At 39.7% G+C, this 18,102-nt stretch carries 19 protein-coding genes and 1 other annotated feature; of the genes, 8 read left to right on the top strand and 11 right to left on the bottom strand.

What is annotated here, in order from left to right; genetic code table 11:
* Positions 1-37 precede the first annotated feature (37 nt).
* A complete protein-coding gene (locus M028_RS0100465) occupies positions 38-784 on the top strand; it encodes an AAA family ATPase (RefSeq protein ID WP_197031354.1) in 747 nt (248 codons plus the stop codon).
* Between the two features lie 48 nt (positions 785-832).
* On the opposite strand, the gene speD is transcribed toward M028_RS0100465, so the two are convergent.
* Positions 833-1,642 carry an adenosylmethionine decarboxylase gene (gene speD, locus M028_RS0100460; RefSeq protein WP_026572142.1) on the bottom strand — a complete coding sequence of 270 codons (810 nt, stop codon included), beginning with the start codon at positions 1,640-1,642 and terminating at the stop codon, positions 833-835.
* Positions 1,643-1,790: 148 nt separating this feature from the next.
* Here speD and M028_RS0100455 point away from each other — a divergent pair, with 148 nt between their 5' ends.
* Positions 1,791-3,050: a TolB family protein gene (locus tag M028_RS0100455; RefSeq protein WP_026572141.1), complete on the top strand. Its 1,260-nt coding sequence runs from the start codon at positions 1,791-1,793 to the stop codon at positions 3,048-3,050.
* Positions 3,051-3,102: 52 nt separating this feature from the next.
* Here the strand turns inward: M028_RS0100455 and M028_RS0100450 are convergent, their stop codons facing one another.
* Both M028_RS0100450 and M028_RS0100445 read right to left on the bottom strand, forming a co-directional pair.
* The gene (locus tag M028_RS0100450) at positions 3,103-3,822 is read right to left on the bottom strand and encodes a pseudouridine synthase (RefSeq protein ID WP_026572140.1); all 720 of its coding nucleotides are present in this window, start codon (positions 3,820-3,822) and stop codon (positions 3,103-3,105) included.
* 26 nt (positions 3,823-3,848) lie between these two features.
* Positions 3,849-5,459, bottom strand: a complete 1,611-nt coding sequence (locus M028_RS0100445) for a putative polysaccharide biosynthesis protein (protein ID WP_026572139.1) — start codon at positions 5,457-5,459, stop codon at positions 3,849-3,851.
* A gap of 370 nt (positions 5,460-5,829) precedes the next feature.
* On the opposite strand from M028_RS0100445, the gene M028_RS0100440 reads away from it, so the two are divergent.
* Entirely contained in the window at positions 5,830-7,101 is a 1,272-nt protein-coding gene (locus M028_RS0100440; RefSeq protein ID WP_026572138.1) for an NAD(P)/FAD-dependent oxidoreductase, read from the top strand.
* A gap of 10 nt (positions 7,102-7,111) precedes the next feature.
* Here M028_RS0100440 and M028_RS0100435 read toward each other — a convergent pair whose 3' ends face one another.
* Positions 7,112-7,297 carry a sporulation protein Cse60 gene (locus tag M028_RS0100435; protein ID WP_026572137.1) on the bottom strand — a complete coding sequence of 62 codons (186 nt, stop codon included), beginning with the start codon at positions 7,295-7,297 and terminating at the stop codon, positions 7,112-7,114.
* A 140-nt stretch (positions 7,298-7,437) separates the two neighbouring features.
* Here M028_RS0100435 and M028_RS0100430 point away from each other — a divergent pair, with 140 nt between their 5' ends.
* Together M028_RS0100430 and M028_RS0100425 are read left to right on the top strand one after the other, a co-directional pair.
* Positions 7,438-7,797, top strand: coding sequence for a hypothetical protein (locus tag M028_RS0100430; RefSeq protein WP_026572136.1), 360 nt, complete (start codon positions 7,438-7,440; stop codon positions 7,795-7,797).
* On the top strand, positions 7,797-8,693 hold the full coding sequence (locus M028_RS0100425; protein WP_026572135.1) for an FAD:protein FMN transferase: 897 nt from the start codon (positions 7,797-7,799) through the stop codon (positions 8,691-8,693). Before M028_RS0100430 ends, M028_RS0100425 begins: the two co-directional genes overlap by 1 nt.
* Before the next feature lie 30 nt (positions 8,694-8,723).
* On the opposite strand, the gene M028_RS0100420 is transcribed toward M028_RS0100425, so the two are convergent.
* From M028_RS0100420 to M028_RS0100395, 5 genes are all read right to left on the bottom strand, one after another.
* Complete coding sequence (locus M028_RS0100420) at positions 8,724-9,029, bottom strand: rhodanese-like domain-containing protein (protein ID WP_026572134.1); 306 nt, start codon at positions 9,027-9,029, stop codon at positions 8,724-8,726.
* Between the two features lie 58 nt (positions 9,030-9,087).
* Positions 9,088-11,505, bottom strand: a complete 2,418-nt coding sequence (gene leuS / locus M028_RS0100415) for a leucine--tRNA ligase (protein ID WP_026572133.1) — start codon at positions 11,503-11,505, stop codon at positions 9,088-9,090.
* Between the two features lie 40 nt (positions 11,506-11,545).
* Positions 11,546-11,763 (bottom strand) — a binding site (T-box leader).
* Between the two features lie 153 nt (positions 11,764-11,916).
* Complete coding sequence (locus M028_RS0100410; protein WP_026572132.1) at positions 11,917-13,098, bottom strand: MDR family MFS transporter; 1,182 nt, start codon at positions 13,096-13,098, stop codon at positions 11,917-11,919.
* A gap of 149 nt (positions 13,099-13,247) precedes the next feature.
* Positions 13,248-13,427 (bottom strand): hypothetical protein, encoded by a 180-nt coding sequence (locus tag M028_RS0100400; protein WP_026572131.1) that lies wholly within the window; start codon positions 13,425-13,427, stop codon positions 13,248-13,250.
* A gap of 20 nt (positions 13,428-13,447) precedes the next feature.
* On the bottom strand, positions 13,448-13,735 hold the full coding sequence (locus M028_RS0100395; RefSeq protein WP_026572130.1) for a YtzC family protein: 288 nt from the start codon (positions 13,733-13,735) through the stop codon (positions 13,448-13,450).
* 176 nt (positions 13,736-13,911) lie between these two features.
* Between M028_RS0100395 and M028_RS0100390 the strand changes: the two genes are divergently transcribed.
* Positions 13,912-14,871 carry a TIGR01212 family radical SAM protein gene (locus tag M028_RS0100390; RefSeq protein WP_026572129.1) on the top strand — a complete coding sequence of 320 codons (960 nt, stop codon included), beginning with the start codon at positions 13,912-13,914 and terminating at the stop codon, positions 14,869-14,871.
* Positions 14,868-15,440 carry a tRNA (mnm(5)s(2)U34)-methyltransferase gene (locus M028_RS0100385; RefSeq protein ID WP_026572128.1) on the top strand — a complete coding sequence of 191 codons (573 nt, stop codon included), beginning with the start codon at positions 14,868-14,870 and terminating at the stop codon, positions 15,438-15,440. The genes M028_RS0100390 and M028_RS0100385 overlap by 4 nt, the downstream gene beginning before the upstream one ends.
* A gap of 27 nt (positions 15,441-15,467) precedes the next feature.
* Here the strand turns inward: M028_RS0100385 and M028_RS0100380 are convergent, their stop codons facing one another.
* The gene (locus M028_RS0100380; RefSeq protein WP_026572127.1) at positions 15,468-16,559 is read right to left on the bottom strand and encodes a tetraprenyl-beta-curcumene synthase family protein; all 1,092 of its coding nucleotides are present in this window, start codon (positions 16,557-16,559) and stop codon (positions 15,468-15,470) included.
* A gap of 15 nt (positions 16,560-16,574) precedes the next feature.
* The gene (locus M028_RS0100375; RefSeq protein WP_026572126.1) at positions 16,575-17,378 is read right to left on the bottom strand and encodes an alpha/beta hydrolase; all 804 of its coding nucleotides are present in this window, start codon (positions 17,376-17,378) and stop codon (positions 16,575-16,577) included.
* A 203-nt stretch (positions 17,379-17,581) separates the two neighbouring features.
* Between M028_RS0100375 and M028_RS0100370 the strand changes: the two genes are divergently transcribed.
* Complete coding sequence (locus M028_RS0100370; protein WP_026572125.1) at positions 17,582-18,100, top strand: gamma carbonic anhydrase; 519 nt, start codon at positions 17,582-17,584, stop codon at positions 18,098-18,100.
* Positions 18,101-18,102: the final 2 nt, after the last annotated feature.

Here is an 18,102-nt window from a genome sequence, read left to right as displayed (position 1 = left end):
ATACAATCAAAGTAAAATTTCCTCTTGAGGTATATTTATGATAAATAATCAATATTTACGATGCGTCCAATTAAAGAGGAGTCACGTTCCTTCCTTCAAAAAATATCCATTTAATCTGCCCAGTCTTAGATCGTTGGATGAATTAGAATTCCACCCAAATGTAACTTTTCTCATTGGGGAGAATGGGATGGGAAAGTCAACCTTGCTTGAAGCAATTGCCCTTGCATTAGGATTTAATCCAGAAGGAGGATCCCTTAACTTCAATTTTTCAACCTATGATTCTCACTCACCACTTGGGGATTATATGAGGGTTATAAAAGGAGTTAATCGACCGAGTGATGGTTTTTTCCTGCGGGCAGAAAGTTTTTATAATGTTGCTTCAAATATTGAGGAATTAGATCGGGAAGGCAGCGGTCCTCGAGTCATCGATTCTTTTGGGGGAGTCTCATTGCATGAACAATCTCACGGAGAGGCCTTCTTCGCCACGTTCCTTCATCGGTTTCGTGGAAATGGGGTTTATCTATTGGATGAACCTGAGGCAGCCCTTTCACCGCTGAGGCAAATGTCGATGCTAACAAGAATTCATGACCTAGTTAAAGATCATTCACAATTTATTATTGCAACCCATTCTCCAATAATCATGGCATATCCTAATGCGAAAATTTTTGAGTTTACAGAAGAAGGGATTCATGAATGTCCTCTTGAAGAGACCAATCACTATAAAATGATGAAACAATTTTTTGATAACAAGGAGAGAATGCTTCATCATTTGTTAAATGGGTAATTTTCATAATAAAAGGGGCTTGGAATTATTCTCCATGCCCTTTACTCGTTATTGGACTATATTTTTCCCATAAAAAATTTCGTCCATTTCCATTTTAATTCTTTCGGTGATTTCAATATGTTCGTCAGGGGATAATTTGTCCTTTGTGTAACCAAATAAGTAATTATTTAAATCAAATTCCCGCAGCTTACATTTTGTGTGGAAAATATGCTCTTGGTAAACATTTACATCAATCATATCAAACATTTCGCCAACATCTTCAGGAATATAATTTTGAATCGAACTGATTTCATGATCAATAAATAACTTATGTCCACTTTTATCCCTAGTAAATCCGCGCACACGATAATCAACAATCATCACATCTGTTTCAAACGACCGGATTAAATAATGCAGTGCCTTAAGCGGTGAAATTTCTCCGCAGGTAGAAACATCAATATCTGCCCTAAAGGTACTAATGCCTTCATCTGGATGATATTCCGGGTATGTATGAACGGTAATATGACTTTTATCCAACTGCATGACGACTGATTCCGGCAACGGCCCAGGAGATTCCTCAAAGGACTCAGATGGCGCGTGCTCAACAGGACCTTCTGATACTAAGAGAGTCACACTTGCTCCAGCCGGCTCAAAATCTTGACTGGCAATATTTAAGACATGGGCTCCAATGATGTCTGAAACATGCTTTAACATTTTGGTTAATCGGTCCGCACTGTACTCCTCATCAATATATTGCAAATAGGCCTCACGTTCTTCTTTCGTTCTTGTATAACAAATATCATACATATTAAAGCTAAGTGATTTTGTCAGGTTATTAAAGCCATGTAACTCAATCCGCTGCTCATGTGTTAGCTTCATGGTATACTTTCCCCCTTTTCAAAAATCCCAAGTAAATATTTATAGATTACCCACTGTTTAATCATGTTATTTGCAAATATTGTTCATTTGTTTTTTTCAACATAATTCTCCCTTAATTGTGGAAAATAATTGAAGATGAGGTGAAAGAATGAAAAAACAAATTTCCATAGTATTTATTTTATTTTTGCTGCTGCCAACATTTGCAAAGGCAGAACCAATTGAGAGTCATATAAAAATGGCCTATATCAAAGATGGCTTTGTATGGATCATGATGAATGGAAGAAAGGAGAAAATAACAAAAAAACCAAGCATATATCCCTATGCCCCACAATGGTCGCATGATGGAAAATGGGTTTTGTACCAAGCCGAGTCGAAAAAAAACCAAACACCAGAATACACTACAGAAATTTGGGTTTACAATACCGAAACAAAAATACACAAACGAATCACTTTAAATGGGACGAACCCGAAATGGTCTCCAATAGAAAATTTGGTAGCCTTTCAAAGCGGCGGTGTTCTAAATGTATCGGATCTTAATCATTTTTATAACATTGCATTAGGGGTCCGAGACTATAATTGGTTTCCGGACGGACGCTCTTTCATTACCTCTTCTAGTGCATCATTAAGGCCTGATGGGTGGACAAATCCTATTCTTTTTAAAATCAATTTGGAAAAGAATTTGAAAAAGATGACAAGCTTAACGAATAATGTTAAACCATTCTATACAATCCCAAAGGAATTGAAGAAAGGCAATGTCAGTATTATTGCAATTGATGGAACTGATTTTCAGTTTTCTCCTGATGGCAAGTGGATTTCTTTTATTGTGGGGCCAACAGCGTCTTGGTCAATGGACAGTAATATGGTTTGTGTTATTTCTTCAGATGGAAAGAATTTCGAGGTCTTAGATGAGGTTATCCTTGGAGTGGATCCTCCACAGTGGGCATTACATAAAGATTTAATCGGTTATATTGCAGGTGGTGGAAGAATTGTTTTTGGTTTCAAAAATAAAAACTTGAAGGTCACGGAACTTCCAGCCTACAATACCCTCAGTCTGACCCCTGTGAATTTTGCTGAATTAGGATTTGGATGGAAAGATGACAATACACTTTACGTTTCTAGAGTGAAGGAAAAAGAGTGGTCAAACGAAGCAAGCAAACGCCCCGATCCATCCTTATTTTTTATCAATATTAATGACCAGAAGCAGACTCAGATTACTCATCCACCAGCAGGCTTGGGGGATTACAGCCCGGTTTATATTCCTTCTGTCAGCAAGGTAACTTGGTTGCGGAAAAAAGATATTGCATCTGCTGAGGAAGACTTATGGATTGCAGATCAGGATGGAAAAAATGCAAAGCTATGGATTAAAAATATCGGCGGTTATTCGGTTTACGAAAATCAAAAAGATTAGCAACCAATGGAAAAAGCAGCCATACGCCTGGCTGCTTTTTCCATGCTTTATTCTATTTCACTTGAAACTCCATCAATAACTCCACTTCTTCATCCGTTAGTTCGCGATATTCGCCAAGTTCGAGTGTCTCATCCAGAGCCAGCGGTCCCATCGAAATTCGCTGAAGGTATACGACTTTTTTCCCAACTGCTTCGAACATTCTTTTAACTTGATGGAATTTCCCTTCGGTAATCGTAAGTTCAATATCAGAACGAAGCCCTGATTTTAAAATTTTCAACTCGCCTGGCTTTGTTTTATAGCCATCATCAAGTGTGACCCCATTTCCAAAAGCACGGACATCTTCCTCCGTTACCTCTTGGTCAATTACCGCAAAGTAAGTCTTTGGGACATGCTTTTTAGGAGCAAGTAAGCGATGGGCCAACTGACCATCATTCGTAATCAATAGCAAACCTTCCGTATCCTTGTCCAGCCTGCCGACAGGAAAGGGCTCATACACTTGATCCTCAAGCTCCAATAGGTCAATAACCGTTTCACAGGAATTATCCTCAGTAGCTGATAAAACCCCTTGCGGTTTGTTCATCATCAAATAAATAAACTCTTTATATTCAATTACTTCACCGTTTAGTGTCACGGTTTCTAGATGAGGCTCCACATGCTGTTTGGCATCTTTTACAACAACATCGTTCACCTTTACGGCACCGCTTTTTAGAAGCTGTTTTACTTCTTTACGGCTCCCATATCCAAGATTCGCCAGCATTTTATCAATTCTCATCGCTTACACCCCTTTTGAGAAGGTATTTAAACTCTTATATGGAGCTTTTGCTTTATCCGGTCAACGCGGTCCCCAAATAACAGGTTAATCAATCCTGATTTTAAACCAAGATAAAAATAGACTGCTGCTCCTACTGCTGCCGTAATGACAATAATAATAAGAGATTGCCCTTTAGAAGCAGGTGATAGGAATAACGTCAATAATCGATAAACGATTTCACAACCTGCCCACATACAGCCGGCAAAAATGAAGATTAGTAAGCTTCTCCGAAAAACAAGCCGATACTGAAACCCTATAAATTTTTTTATCACAAATAAATTGACGGAGATGGCTGCCATGTACCCAAGAGTAGTGGCAAGTACTGCCCCTTGTGGTCCCCACTTTTGTATCAGTGGAATATTTAATGATAATTTTATCAATAATCCTACCAGCAAGGTTAAAACCGTAAAGCGTTGTTCATTAATCCCTTGTAAAATGGAGGCCGTTACATAATACAAGGAAAACAAGATCGCCACAGGGGCGTATGCCCTTAACACTTCAACACCTAGCATTTTATGCTCATAAAATACGGTATAAACAGGTTCAGCCAGTAAAGAAAGTCCAATGGCTGCCGGTAAAGTTAAATAAAGAAGTACCTGAAATGCTTGATTTAATTGGCGATTCAATCCACTTCGGTCTTTTTCAACGAATGCTTTCGTGATACTTGGGACAAGTGCCAACGAAAATCCAGTTGCCAGTGATACTGGAATAATAACAATCTTATGAGACTCAAAGTTTAAAATAGAGAAGGCTGATTTAGCAAATTCCGTTGCCCCTAATGCACGGTAAAAGGTAAATTGGTCGATCGCCTGGAATAACGGATTGTTGATTCCTACAAATACAAATGGGGCTGCGTAAAGCACAATTTCTTTATAAATTTCTTTTAATGAGATATTGATGGTTCCTTTATCATGGATAAGAAGTTCATCCAAATAATGTTTTCTCTTATACCAATACCAAAATAACATCAATAGGCTTCCGATAGCTCCAACAAAGGCAGCAAAGGTTGCGACACTGACCGCTTGCACGGTGCTGCCATTTAACCAATGCAAGACCACATATGCACCTGCAAGTGTAAAGGCAATCCTGACAATTTGCTCAATTACCTGCGAAACGGCGGAAGGCCCCATCGATTGATGGCCTTGGAAAAATCCGCGGATTAAACTCATAAACGGAACGACGATCAAGGCAAAGCTGACTGCCCTAATAACCGTTGTGATATCTTTTAGACTTGAGCCAACATCCTCATTTTTCGTAAACATCATTTCTGCGAAAAGCGGGGCAGAAAAATAGAGGATTAAGAATGAGACAAATCCGGTCGACAGCATAATCACTAATCCCGATTTAAATAACTTACGGCCAACAGCGTATTCTTCAAGGGCATTGTATTTGGAAATGAACTTTGAAACGGCAAGCGGTACCCCAGCTGTTGCAATACTGATAAAAATCGTATAAGGAACATACGAGTATTGATAAAGGGCTGTTCCCGAAGACCCGACAATTTGATAAAAAGGTATGACATAGAATAAGCCAAGAACCTTTGATAAAATCGTTCCAAAGGTTAATATAAACGTTCCTCTTAAAAGCTTAGACGACATAGAATCCCTTCCTACTTCGAAAAGCGTAAGCGCCTTGTTCAGCCCCGACAAGCGCTGGAGGGCCAGACGGTGAAGTCGTTCTTTGACTTCATCAACTGGACCGAAGCGACCTCGAGGGGCTAGGCGCTGGAGCTAGACAGTATTCATGTTAAAATTTTAAAATATGTTCTTTCTCAAAGTTAATTCGACTTTTTTGCATACTATAGTAGTTTACAACTGTTTTCCCTTTCACGCTACTAGCAACCATATTAAATTTTTTTGAAATATTGACTTTCCGTTTTCTTTTCAGAAAAAATGGTAAGGTTTATAATAAAACAATGTATTTCAATAGTTTAACCAAAAATTTCTAGGAAAATAAAGTGGTGAGAGAATGGAATTTGATTGTATAGTCATTGGCGGTGGTCCGTCAGGCCTGATGGCAGCAATAGCCGCCGGTGAAAAGGGTGCAAGAGTTCTTTTGATTGATAAAGGAGACAAGCTTGGCCGAAAGCTTGCTATTTCAGGGGGAGGACGGTGCAATGTGACAAACCGGCTCCCTGTTGATGAAATTATAAAGCATATTCCAGGGAATGGAAAATTTTTATATAGTGCGTTTTCCATTTTTAGTAATGAGGATATTATTGCTTTTTTTGAAAAACTCGGGATAGCCTTAAAAGAGGAAGATCACGGGCGGATGTTTCCAGCGTCGAATAAGGCTCAATCGGTTGTAGATGCTCTTTTGCAAAAATTAGAAGAACTGAAGGTCCGGGTTTTTAAAAATACGGCCGTAAAGGATGTCCTCTATGAAAACGGGCAGGTTTCAGGCGTCACACTGAGGGATGGTCAAAAACTAACCGCAAAATCGGTTGTAATTGCGGTAGGTGGAAAATCTGTTCCCCATACCGGGTCAACCGGGGATGGATACGCATGGGCAGAAAAAGCCGGGCACAAAGTGACCGAGTTGTTCCCGACAGAAGTACCTGTCACTTCAAGCGAAGCGTTTATCCAAAAGAAAGCTCTTCAGGGACTGTCCCTAAGAGATATTGAATTAAGTGTTTTAAATCCAAAAAGCAAACCAATTATATCTCATCGAATGGATATGATTTTTACTCATTTTGGGGTAAGCGGCCCAGCTGTTTTACGCTGTAGCCAATTTGTTGTCAAAGCGATGAAGAAGTGGAATTTAAAAGAGGTAACGATGAGCCTAGATGTCCTCCCTGACAAAAAAGAGGAGGCACTTTTTCAAGAAATTAGCAGGCTCGTAAAAAATGAACCAAAGAAGAGTATCAAAAACACCTTAAAAGGGATGTTTCCAGAGCGATACCTTCTATTTTTACTGGAGAACAATGGGATAGATCCTGCTGCACAGTGTGGGATTGTTTCTCATGAAAAAATTCGTAGTTTCGCAAAAAGCTGCAAGCAATTTACCTTTAAAGTGAATGGCACCCTGCCACTTGAAAAAGCATTTGTCACCGGCGGCGGAGTTTCTGTAAAAGAAATTGAGCCGCAAACGATGGGCTCTAAAATGATGAATGGCTTATATTTTTGTGGAGAAATACTTGATATACATGGATATACAGGAGGTTATAATATTACCTCTGCACTTGTAACTGGAAGGCTCGCCGGTACAAATGCCGCACTTTCTGCAAAAACTAGATCCTGACAAATAATTGTCAGGATCTATATATAATCATCGCAGAAAAACAATAAATTTGTTCCTCCTCTTCATCCTCTGTCAATGCCGCAACATTGTATTTTATATCCAGCAGACTTTTTTCATCTAAACCTTTTAAAAAACGATTCATTTCCTTTTCCAAATCCTTTTCATGCTCCCGGTCAAACAGTTTAACCTGAATCACTTTACTCTCTCCCTTTGTTTTTTTCCTATCATTATTTCCTTATTTTCAGAATTTTAAAAATCAACACCCAAAAAAATTTAAGAATAATTTAAGGTTCGGCTTTTAAACTACTATCAGAAAGAAGGAAAGGAGACAAAAAATTGGATAAAAAACAAAGAATCTCGTGGGGCGTCAGCTTTGGAAGCTTGGCATTAGTCGCAGGGATGGTATCCTATCTCGGACTATCAAATGGAAATAATCATCAAGCAGCAGTGAGTCAAAACTCTCCGGCTAATCAAAATACAAATAAACAAGCACAAAATAATCTTGATTCCAGTGGAAATCAGTCATCTGGAGATTCCAATTCGAGTTCAAATTTTAGTTTTGATGATGATCAAGCATCGCAATACGGGCAAGGGAACAGCGATGATTCTTTTCAGCAAAATCAAGATCAATTTTCTGGCGGCAGTCATTCATTTGGGCATCAAGATGGCTTTGACACAACAACGGGTGGTACCTGATGTATCAATATCAATTTAACTCCATGAGTACGATGGTGAAAATCTCGATTAACCAAGAAATGTTTGCGAATGATTTGATGCCGATCTATAAGCTTTTTGATTTAATCGAGTACACCTGCAGCCGGTTTAAAGAGGATAGCGAATTATCCCAATTAAATAAACAAATAGGGAAACAAGTAACCGTTTCTCCTGAAATGTTTTCGATACTAATAGATGCTGAACACTTTTTTCTTGAAACTTGTGGTGTTTTCAATCCGGGAGTATTAACTTCTCTTGAAAGCAGTGGTTATGTAAAATCAATTGAGCATATTAAAGGACAATTATTTAAATTATCCAGCCTTTCCCAGAATGTAATTCATAATAATAAACCCTTTGTTTTAGAAAAGGATCAGCAATCAGCCATTCTTTTTTCAAAAATTGATTTAGGCGGAATTGCAAAGGGCTGGGTGATTGACCGGGCAGCAGAATTGTTAGAAAAAATAGGATTTGGCTTTATTAATGTCGGCGGTGATATTCGTATTTTTGGAGCATTGCCACGGTCATTAAATATTGGGATCGAGAGTCCATTTGATCCTACCAACCTCCTCTCTTCCATTCAGATTGAAAGCGGTGCGGTTGCAACCTCAACTTCCATGAAAAGAAGGTGGAAGTTAAACGGAGAGTGGCAGCATCATTTGATAGATCCTAGAACCGGGCAGCCGTCTGAGAGCAAAATTGTTTCAGCGACCGTTACCGCTCCCACCGCTGTTGAAGCGGATGTATGGGCAAAGACCGTTCTTTTATTAGGAGATATGGATGGAAAGAGTTTTATCCGCGAAAAAAGAACCCAAGCAGTACTCATTGATCAGGAGGGGAAAATTTGGAGAGGAGGAATTTTTGAGGGAAATGCTAGGTAAAAGAAAAAACGATTCCACTTGTGGAATCGTTTATTTGGTTTCACCCGTCCAGTTCATCATACCGCCAATCATATTGCGAACTTTATAGCCTTGTTCCTGCAAGTAGTAGCAGACATTTTCACTACGGCGGCTTGAGCGGCAGATAAAGATATATTCTTTATCCTTATCGAAATAATCAAGGTTGGCCGGGATATCTCCCATCCGGATATGCTTTGCACCCGGAATCATTCCCTCAGCAACCTCTTCATCTTCCCTTACGTCAACAAGCTCCAGCTTTTCCCCTTGCTCAAGCTTTGACTTCAATTCTTCTGGAGTAATAATCTTAATCTCTTCCATATTTACCATCCTTTCAGAAAGCATCCTCCAGCTTTTTGCTGGAGGATGTTCAATTGTATTAGTTTGCCACGATATTGACTAGCTTACCCGGAACCGTTATAACCTTGCGAACAGTTTTTCCTTCGATTTGTTCCTTCACCCGGTCATCGTCCATGGCGATACCTTCTAACGCTTCTTTACTCGCATCTGTTGGTACCTTTAGCTTTGTTTTCACTTTGCCATTTACTTGGATGACAATTTCAACTTCTTCATCGACAAGCTTTGCCTCATCGTATGCTGGCCATGTTTCATAGGAAATTGTACCACTGTGGCCTAACTTTTCCCAAAGCTCTTCTGCAATATGCGGGCAGACTGGTGAAAGTAATTTCACAAAGCCCTCCATATAATCCTTTGGAAGGACCGTTGATTTATAAGCTTCATTGATAAATACCATCATTTGTGAAATAGCCGTATTAAAACGTAAGCCTTCATAATCCTCTGTAACTTTTTTTACAGTTTGATGATAGATTTTCTCCAAATTAGCGGCTTCCTCATTTGGCTGGATCTTCGGATTTACTTCGCCATTCTCTTCCACTAATAAACGCCAAATCCGGTCTAGGAAGCGTCGTGAACCGTCAAGGCCATTCGTTGACCATGCAATTGAGGCATCAAGAGGTCCCATGAACATTTCATATAAGCGAAGCGTATCAGCACCATGGCTATCCACGATATCATCCGGATTGACGACATTTCCTTTAGATTTACTCATTTTTTCGTTATTTTCGCCTAAAATCATTCCTTGATTAAATAGCTTTTGGAATGGTTCCTTCGTTGGCACAACACCAATATCAAATAAAAACTTATGCCAAAAACGAGCGTAAAGTAAGTGAAGCACCGCATGCTCCGCACCGCCAATATAGGTATCAACCGGAAGCCAATGCTTTAATTTTTCTTCAGCAGCAAGTGCCTGATTATTTTTTGGATCAATATAGCGTAAATAGTACCAGCAGCTGCCTGCCCATTGCGGCATCGTATTGGTTTCACGACGGCCTTTTTTACCGGTTTCTGGATCAACTACATTTACCCAGTCATCGATATTAGCAAGTGGTGATTCACCTGTTCCAGAAGGTCGTATTTCCGTTGTTTTTGGTAGCATTAACGGAAGCTCTTCTTCCGGCACAGCGGTCATTACGCCATCTTCCCAATGGATAATTGGAATTGGTTCACCCCAGTAACGCTGGCGGCTGAATAACCAGTCACGTAAACGGAAGGTTACTTTCTTAGTGCCAATTCCTTTTTCTTCAAGCCAAGCAATCATCTTTTGAATTGCTTCTGTTTTATCTAAACCATTTAAGAATTCAGAGTTAATATGTTCCCCGTCGCCTGTGTATGCTTCGTTTTCAATACTTCCGCCAGCAACAACCTGCTTAATAGGAAGATCGAATTGCTTTGCGAATTCATAGTCACGTTCATCATGTGCCGGAACCGCCATAATTGCACCAGTTCCATAGCTTACTAACACATAATCAGCAATCCAGATTGGCATTTTTTCACCATTTACTGGATTTATAGCATAAGCACCTGTAAATACACCTGTTTTCTCTTTTGCAAGATCTGTCCGCTCAAGATCGCTTTTGGTTTTTACTTTATCTAAATAAGCCTCCACTGCTGAACGTTGCTCAGCGGTTGTAATTTTTTCAACAAAAGCATGTTCAGGGGCAAGCACCGCATAAGTTGCTCCATATAGTGTATCAGGTCTTGTTGTGAACACTGTGAAGGTATCATCATGTCCATCGATTTGGAAGGTGACTTCAGCACCTTCAGAGCGGCCAATCCAATTGCGCTGCATTTCTTTCAAACTTTCCGGCCAATCAAGCTCTTCAAGGTCTTCAAGCAAACGGTCAGCATAGGCAGTAATTTTCAACATCCATTGCTTCATTGGACGGCGTTCTACCGGGTGTCCGCCGCGTTCGCTTTTTCCATCGATGACTTCTTCATTTGCTAATACGGTTCCAAGTGCCGGACACCAGTTAACCGCCACTTCATCAATATAAGCAAGACCCTTTTCCCATAATTTCAAGAAAATCCACTGGGTCCATTTATAATATTCAGGATCAGTTGTGTTTACTTCACGGTCCCAATCGTAAGAAAAACCTAGTGATTTAATTTGTCTGCGGAACGTGTTAATATTCTGTTCGGTGAATTCTGCCGGGTCATTTCCGGTATCCAATGCATATTGTTCTGCAGGTAAACCAAAGGCATCCCAGCCCATTGGGTGAAGAACATTATAGCCCTGCATCCGTTTCGTACGTGAAAGAATATCTGTTGCTGTATAGCCTTCAGGGTGTCCAACATGAAGTCCGGCACCGGAAGGATATGGAAACATATCAAGCGCATAGAATTTTCGTTTATCATACTCTTCGCTTGTTTTGAATGTCTTCTCCTCTTCCCACTTCTTTTGCCACTTCTTTTCGATTTGTTGATGATCGAAACTCATAAGATTTTCCTCCTTAAAAATAAAAAAACTCTCATCCCTAAACAGGGACGAGAGGATTGTATGTATCTTCCCGCGGTACCACCCACATTAGTGTTAAAACACTCGCTTCATTATCCTTAACGCGGTAAACGGCAAACATTACTATTCTTTCGTGCCTGCAACTCCTAGGCGAGTTCATGATGTACCCGATTGACTTTCACCAGCCGTCAACTCTCTAAACGGGCAGGAACCATTACTATTCCTAATCCATGTCTTTTAATATAAAGATATACGGATATTGTATAAAATTTCCCGGCAATTTGCAAGATAACAAAAGCCTAAATTCAGAATTGCCGCATTCCTTCTCTTTTAAACATAAAAATGGACAAAGCGGTTTTTTAACCACTTTGTCCACTGCACACGGACAAATCCTTAGATTTGTCCACGAACGGTGCCTGTCACCGTTGTGCGGTCATAGATTAGGGTTGCGACGATGGCAACCATGAATAGGGCAATTGATATTGTAAACAATGCGGACATGCTGTATAGGTCGACGAGTATTCCGCCTAGGAAGGGTCCGAGCATTCTTCCTCCTGTGGCGGTACTGTTTACAATCCCTTGGTAAAATCCTTCACGGCCCTTAGGGGCCAAAGTAAATGCAACCGTCGGGACCGCGGGCCATATAAACATTTCACCGATTGTTAAAATAATCATTCCTGCAAGAAACCCTGGAAAAGCATCGGAATTACCTGCTACGACAAAGGAAATAATAAAAATAATGATTCCAGTCACCATCTGTATCTTTAACGAAGTAACCCAGCGTTTTAATATACTATTTAAAATTGGCTGTCCCAGGACAATGAGCGCCCCATTAATTGTCCATAAAAAGCTATACTGTGATAAAGAAATATGGATTTGCTGAGTATACGAGGCGATTGTTGTTGTCCATTGAACATAACCCGCCCAGCAAAGTAAATACCCTGAACAAAGTATCAACAAGGCCTGTAAGTTTCTTTTGTTTTTAATAGCAGTATGTTCCTGAAGCTTTTTCGCCTTCTGAATAGGAACAACATGAATTCCCCTATAACCAAATACCGCAATCAGCAAAAAGATGATATACATCAAAGTGTTAGCAAGGAAAATCAATTGGAAGGAGTAATCGGCAACAACTCCACCAAGAGCGGCCCCGATCGCAACCCCCAGATTTTGCGCCACATATAATGCATTAAAGGATTTACGTCCCCCTTCTACCCAGACAGAGCCTGCCATGGCGTACATGGACGGGAAGATAATTCCCGTTCCGAGTCCAATGATGGTTAGAAAAATTACATATTCTGGCCAATCATGCCAAATAGAAAGTCCTGCCACCGCAAAAAGGGAGATAAAAATCCCGATTAAAATCGATTTAAACCCACCAAATTTATCGAAAAAACTTCCTCCTATTAAATTACCAATGACGCTCGCTCCGCTATTTAACATAAGAACCAGCCCGGCCATTGCTAAACTTTTCCCCAAATGGTTATGGATATAGATTGTATTTAAAGGCCATAAAAAAGAAGAGCCAGTTGAATTCACTGCCATCCCGATAATTAACAGCCATAATGCACGCGGCATGAAAATTCCCCTTTACATATAAATATTTCGAAACCCTACATAAGTGTAGTGTACTTTTACCTAACGCGCAATCCTTTTTCATTGCCTTACTTCGACTGAAAAATCAAATATAAAAAACCCCCAACAATTTGTTGAGGGTGAACAGCGTATTAAGAAGATTGTTCCTTTTCTTGATGAAATTTCGATTTTACTGGTTGACCGCCTGTCTCTTCATATTTCTTTTTTGCCTGTTTTACTAAATCAACATCCTGACCTAACTCTAAATCGTTATTATTGATGCCATTCCTTGTTTTTTGTTCCGGATTTTGCTGTTTCGACCGTTTTTTCACCAAAGTTTCCTCCTCATTGGTTACTCAAGAATTTGTGTATTTTGATAAGGCCCCTGTAAAATCATTGTATTTTGAATCTGTTGCAGCTGTAGTCTCATTCTGTGCAGCTGCTCCCTTTGTTGTCCATTTGCAAATTGTGCCATTTTACAAACATCCTGATAGGTTTGTTCTAGTCCTTGTAGGGCATTCGTATAATCATCGTTATTATAATGTTGTTGAAGGCTGCCTTCCCGATATTGATCCTGGGCAAATCGAATAGCATCCTCACATTGCTGAATTAAATGACTCATTGAATCACGAGTAGCCATCTTAGAACCCCTTTCCTATTGCTGTGAACCCTGAAGCGCACCGCTTCAATCCTTATTTTGTTCTCGATTTCTTTTCCTATAACAGCAAATAAAATCCATTTGGATAAGCCAATACTTCATGATAAAATTTATTTTATGTGCTTCTTTGTAAAAATTTTTAATAAGGAGGTTTTCGAATGATTGAAACGAAACCTTTTCCATATGCATTAGATGATAAACGTTACCATACGTGGAATTATCATCTTCGCCAGCAATTCGGCCACAAGGTTTTTAAAGTGGCATTAGATGGCGGCTTCGATTGCCCAAACCGTGATGGTACTGTAGCCCATGGAGGCTGTACCTTTTGCAGTGCTTCAGGTTCTGGTGACTTCGCCGGAAACCGCGCCGAGACATTAGAAACCCAATTTCTTGAAATAAAAGAAAAAATGCATACAAAATGGAAAGACGGAAAATATATGGCCTATTTCCAAGCGTTCACGAATACCCATGCACCTGTTGAAGTTCTTCGTGAGAAGTATGAATCGGTTCTCAAGCAGGAAGGCGTTGTTGGGCTGTCGATTGCCACCCGCCCGGACTGTCTACCAGATGATGTGGTTGAATATCTGGCTGAATTAAATGAAAGAACCTATCTTTGGGTCGAGCTTGGTTTACAGACTGTTCATGAACGGACAGCTATGTTAATTAACCGCGCCCATGATTTTCAATGCTATGTTGAGGGAGTTAACAAATTAAGAAAACATGGGATTCGCATTTGCTCTCATATTATTAACGGTCTGCCGCTTGAAACGAATGAAATGATGATGGAGACTGCCCGTGAGGTCGCAAAACTAGATGTTCAAGGGATTAAAATTCATTTACTTCACCTTTTAAAAGGGACACCAATGGTAAAACAATATGAAAAAGGCATGCTAGAGTTTCTTTCCCAAGAAAACTATGTAAGCCTAGTATGCGACCAATTAGAAATATTACCACCCGAAATGATTGTCCATCGCATTACCGGTGATGGACCAATTGACTTAATGGTTGGACCAATGTGGAGTGTAAATAAATGGGAAGTTTTGAATGCAATTGATGCCGAACTAAAAAGAAGAAACAGCTGGCAGGGGAAATTTTTTCAAAAGGGGAATATCCAATGAAATTAGAGCGGATTCTTCCTTTCGCAAAACAGTTACTAGCAAAAGCTGTAAAACCTGGCGATATTGCTGTTGATGCAACACTTGGGAACGGACACGATAGCCTATTTTTAGCGGAGCTTGTCGGCGAAAATGGGAAAGTATATGGTTTTGATATTCAAGAAGAAGCCATAGGAGCAAGTAAACAACGGCTGTCCGAGCATAACATGCTCGAACGGGTAACACTTTTTCATGACGGACACGAGAAAATCAAACAAAAAATTCCCGCTGCTGATTATGGAAAAATAACAGGAGCAATTTTTAACCTTGGATATCTACCAGGCAGCGATAAAACGGTTGTCACAAAACCTGGAACGACTATTGCAGCAGTTGAGCAGCTTTTAGACATAATGGAGCCTGAAGGAATCATTATTCTTGTCATTTATCATGGTCATTCTGAAGGTGCATTTGAGCGTGATGCGGTACTAGAGTATTGCCAAACACTCGCCCAAAAGTCTGCTCATGTCCTAATGTATCAATTTATCAACCAACAAAATCATCCGCCATTTATTGTGGCGATTGAAAAACGTTAAAAACCAGGTTTGAAAAAGCCTGGTTTTTTACTTTATCAATCTTGTAGCAAATGATGGCACCCATTTTTGAAAAGAACGATAAGCCAGTCCATTGATAAAAAAGAAGTAGCTAATGATTCCGCCAGTTTTTATGATTTCCTTTGCTAATTTCCGAACATTCTTTTGTTTTCTTACTTTTCGATCCGATAAATAAATCCCTAACAAACCGCGATTAATCAACTGGTGGAATTTCTTGTGAGGAAGGTATTCTGTATGACGGTCAGCTTCTAAAACAAAGTGTTTCAACCTTTTAAAGAGCTTTTCCTGATTTTCATAATAGAAACAAAAATTCAAATCTCCGCCCTCAATATCTTCCTCTTGATCAATAAAATAATCTAATAAAATATGCAACCCTTGTATATAAGGAAAATAACCTTTACGGATATTTTCCGCATCCTTCTCCTGGAAATCTTCCCGCATCGCATAGGAAATGAGGCAAAATATTCCAAGAGTAGAACCGGAGCAGGCAGAAAACTCATACCATTCCATGTCTGGAAGTTGATTTTTATAAAGATTAAACCAATTTTCCAACCTAGGTACCCGCTCTTCTTTTACCACATGCTTGTGAATTTGCAGATCACAATAATAGCGGCAAAGCTCTAGAAGGTATTTTTTAATTAACTCATAATTTCCCATTTCGTTTAATACCGACCGACATGTTGCTGCCAAATCATTTAAATAATCATCATCATCCTGGTCTTCACGAAGGCGATAATAATTTTTCCTTGTTGCTTCTATTGATAGTGCATCTGCCATGGATTCGTGAAGGGCGGCAAAATCGTTTGGATCAAGGGATGTACTACGATCACAAAGATTGTCCAAATAATCGCTAATGGTTTGATAAGCAACAATAAACTTAACAGCCTTTTTATAATGCTGATTGGCAGTCAGAGCCAGAATAGCACCGCCTTCACAGTGAAACGTTTTATGCTCTATACTTGCAAGTGCCTGGGTTCGCAACTCCGAATTTGGAATATTTTCTGCGCGTTTTTTCCAGTAGCCTAATTCTTGGTGTACAGCCGGAATGATTTTACGGTATACGTTTGACATTAGATTGATTGGCATCATCGAAAAACTCATCATTCCACCTCTTTTTTATACAATATACCCAATTGCTTTCAACTGACTGGTAACAAAGTCTTTTGCGTATTCAAAAACCTCTTCCCGCTCAGGCTCGTTAAAAATCTCATGGTACAATTTTGGCCATTCCTTAAATCTTTTTTCTGAAAATGGAGCATGGTTAAACCAATCTTTTACCGCTTTTTTATTGACAATTTTATCATCCCCACCCTGCATTACAAGGATAGGTACATCATGCGTTTTTTCCATATTCAAAAAACCAAGTTTCATTGCTGTCGTTAATTCACGATACCATCTGACAGAAACCTTTGTCACATATAGAGTATCATTTACATCGGCTTCCCTTACATCCAGATTCCTTGTCGCCATTTCCACCGTTAAACCAGAATTGATTCGAAAGGAAGGGAAAACAAAATTCAAACCATACGAGAGAAACTCTAAAAACTTGGATGGCTTTTGGACAAGGCCAAGGCAAGGGGAAGAAAGAATCACACCGGCTAGATTCATTCTCTCCTCCTGCATGAGCCGAATCGAAATTAAACCGCCCATGCTGTGACCAAGTAAAAATACAGGCAGATTGTAGCGATAGGCAGCCTGAACCCAGTCCTTCACTTCTAGTATGTATTCATCAAAGGAATCAATGTGGCCCCTGCGGGTTCTAGTGGTCATGCCTTGACCGGGAAGATCGGCCATGATGACATGAAAGCCAGATGTTCTCCACATTTCAATCAGCCAACCGTAGCGGCGATGATGTTCCATTGCCCCATGAACCATCACAATAACCGCCTTAGCCTCCCCTTCTGCTTCCCACTTCCACATTTTCCTTCCTCCTTAGAAACCGCAAGCGCTCCGTGCTAGAACGAAACAATAGACAAAATATTAGAACCCTAGTCATAATTATTATATTATTTTAACATAAGTTACAAAAATGACATGCATTTAATGAGAGACGTTCAAATACTTTTTATTTCTTCCTCGTTTTAGTTAAAATAAAACCATCACCTAGAAAGGGGAAAAAATGAATGATTTATCCTTTTAAAAATAAATACCCACAAATTGCTGATTCAGCATTTATCGCTGACTATGTCACCATCACCGGCGATGTTACCATCGGAGAAGAATCGGGGATATGGTTTAACACATCCATCCGCGGGGACGTAGCACCTACCATTATTGGTAATAAGGTAAACATACAAGACAATTCCGTCCTGCACCAAAGTCCAAATAATCCGCTCATTTTAGAAGATGAAGTAACCGTTGGTCATCAAGTCATTTTACATAGTTGTATTATTCGAAAAAAGGCATTAATCGGGATGGGTTCCATTATTCTCGATCAAGCCGAAATTGGAGAGGGTGCATTTATTGGTGCTGGCAGTCTTGTCCCGCAAGGTAAAAAAATTCCTCCAAATACATTGGCATTTGGCAGACCGGCAAAGGTCATTCGTGAATTAAATGCTGAAGATATTAAAGACATGGAAAGAATCATTCGGGAATACGCAGAAAAGGGTCAGTATTATAAATCACTGCAAACAAAAAACTAAGG

Origin of the sequence: Bacillus sp. UNC438CL73TsuS30 (genome assembly GCF_000482325.1) — a bacterium.
Classification (GTDB): domain Bacteria; phylum Bacillota; class Bacilli; order Bacillales; family Cytobacillaceae; genus Neobacillus.
The sequence above is the reverse complement of the archived record's forward strand: the minus strand, read 5'-3'. Positions and strand labels throughout refer to the sequence as shown.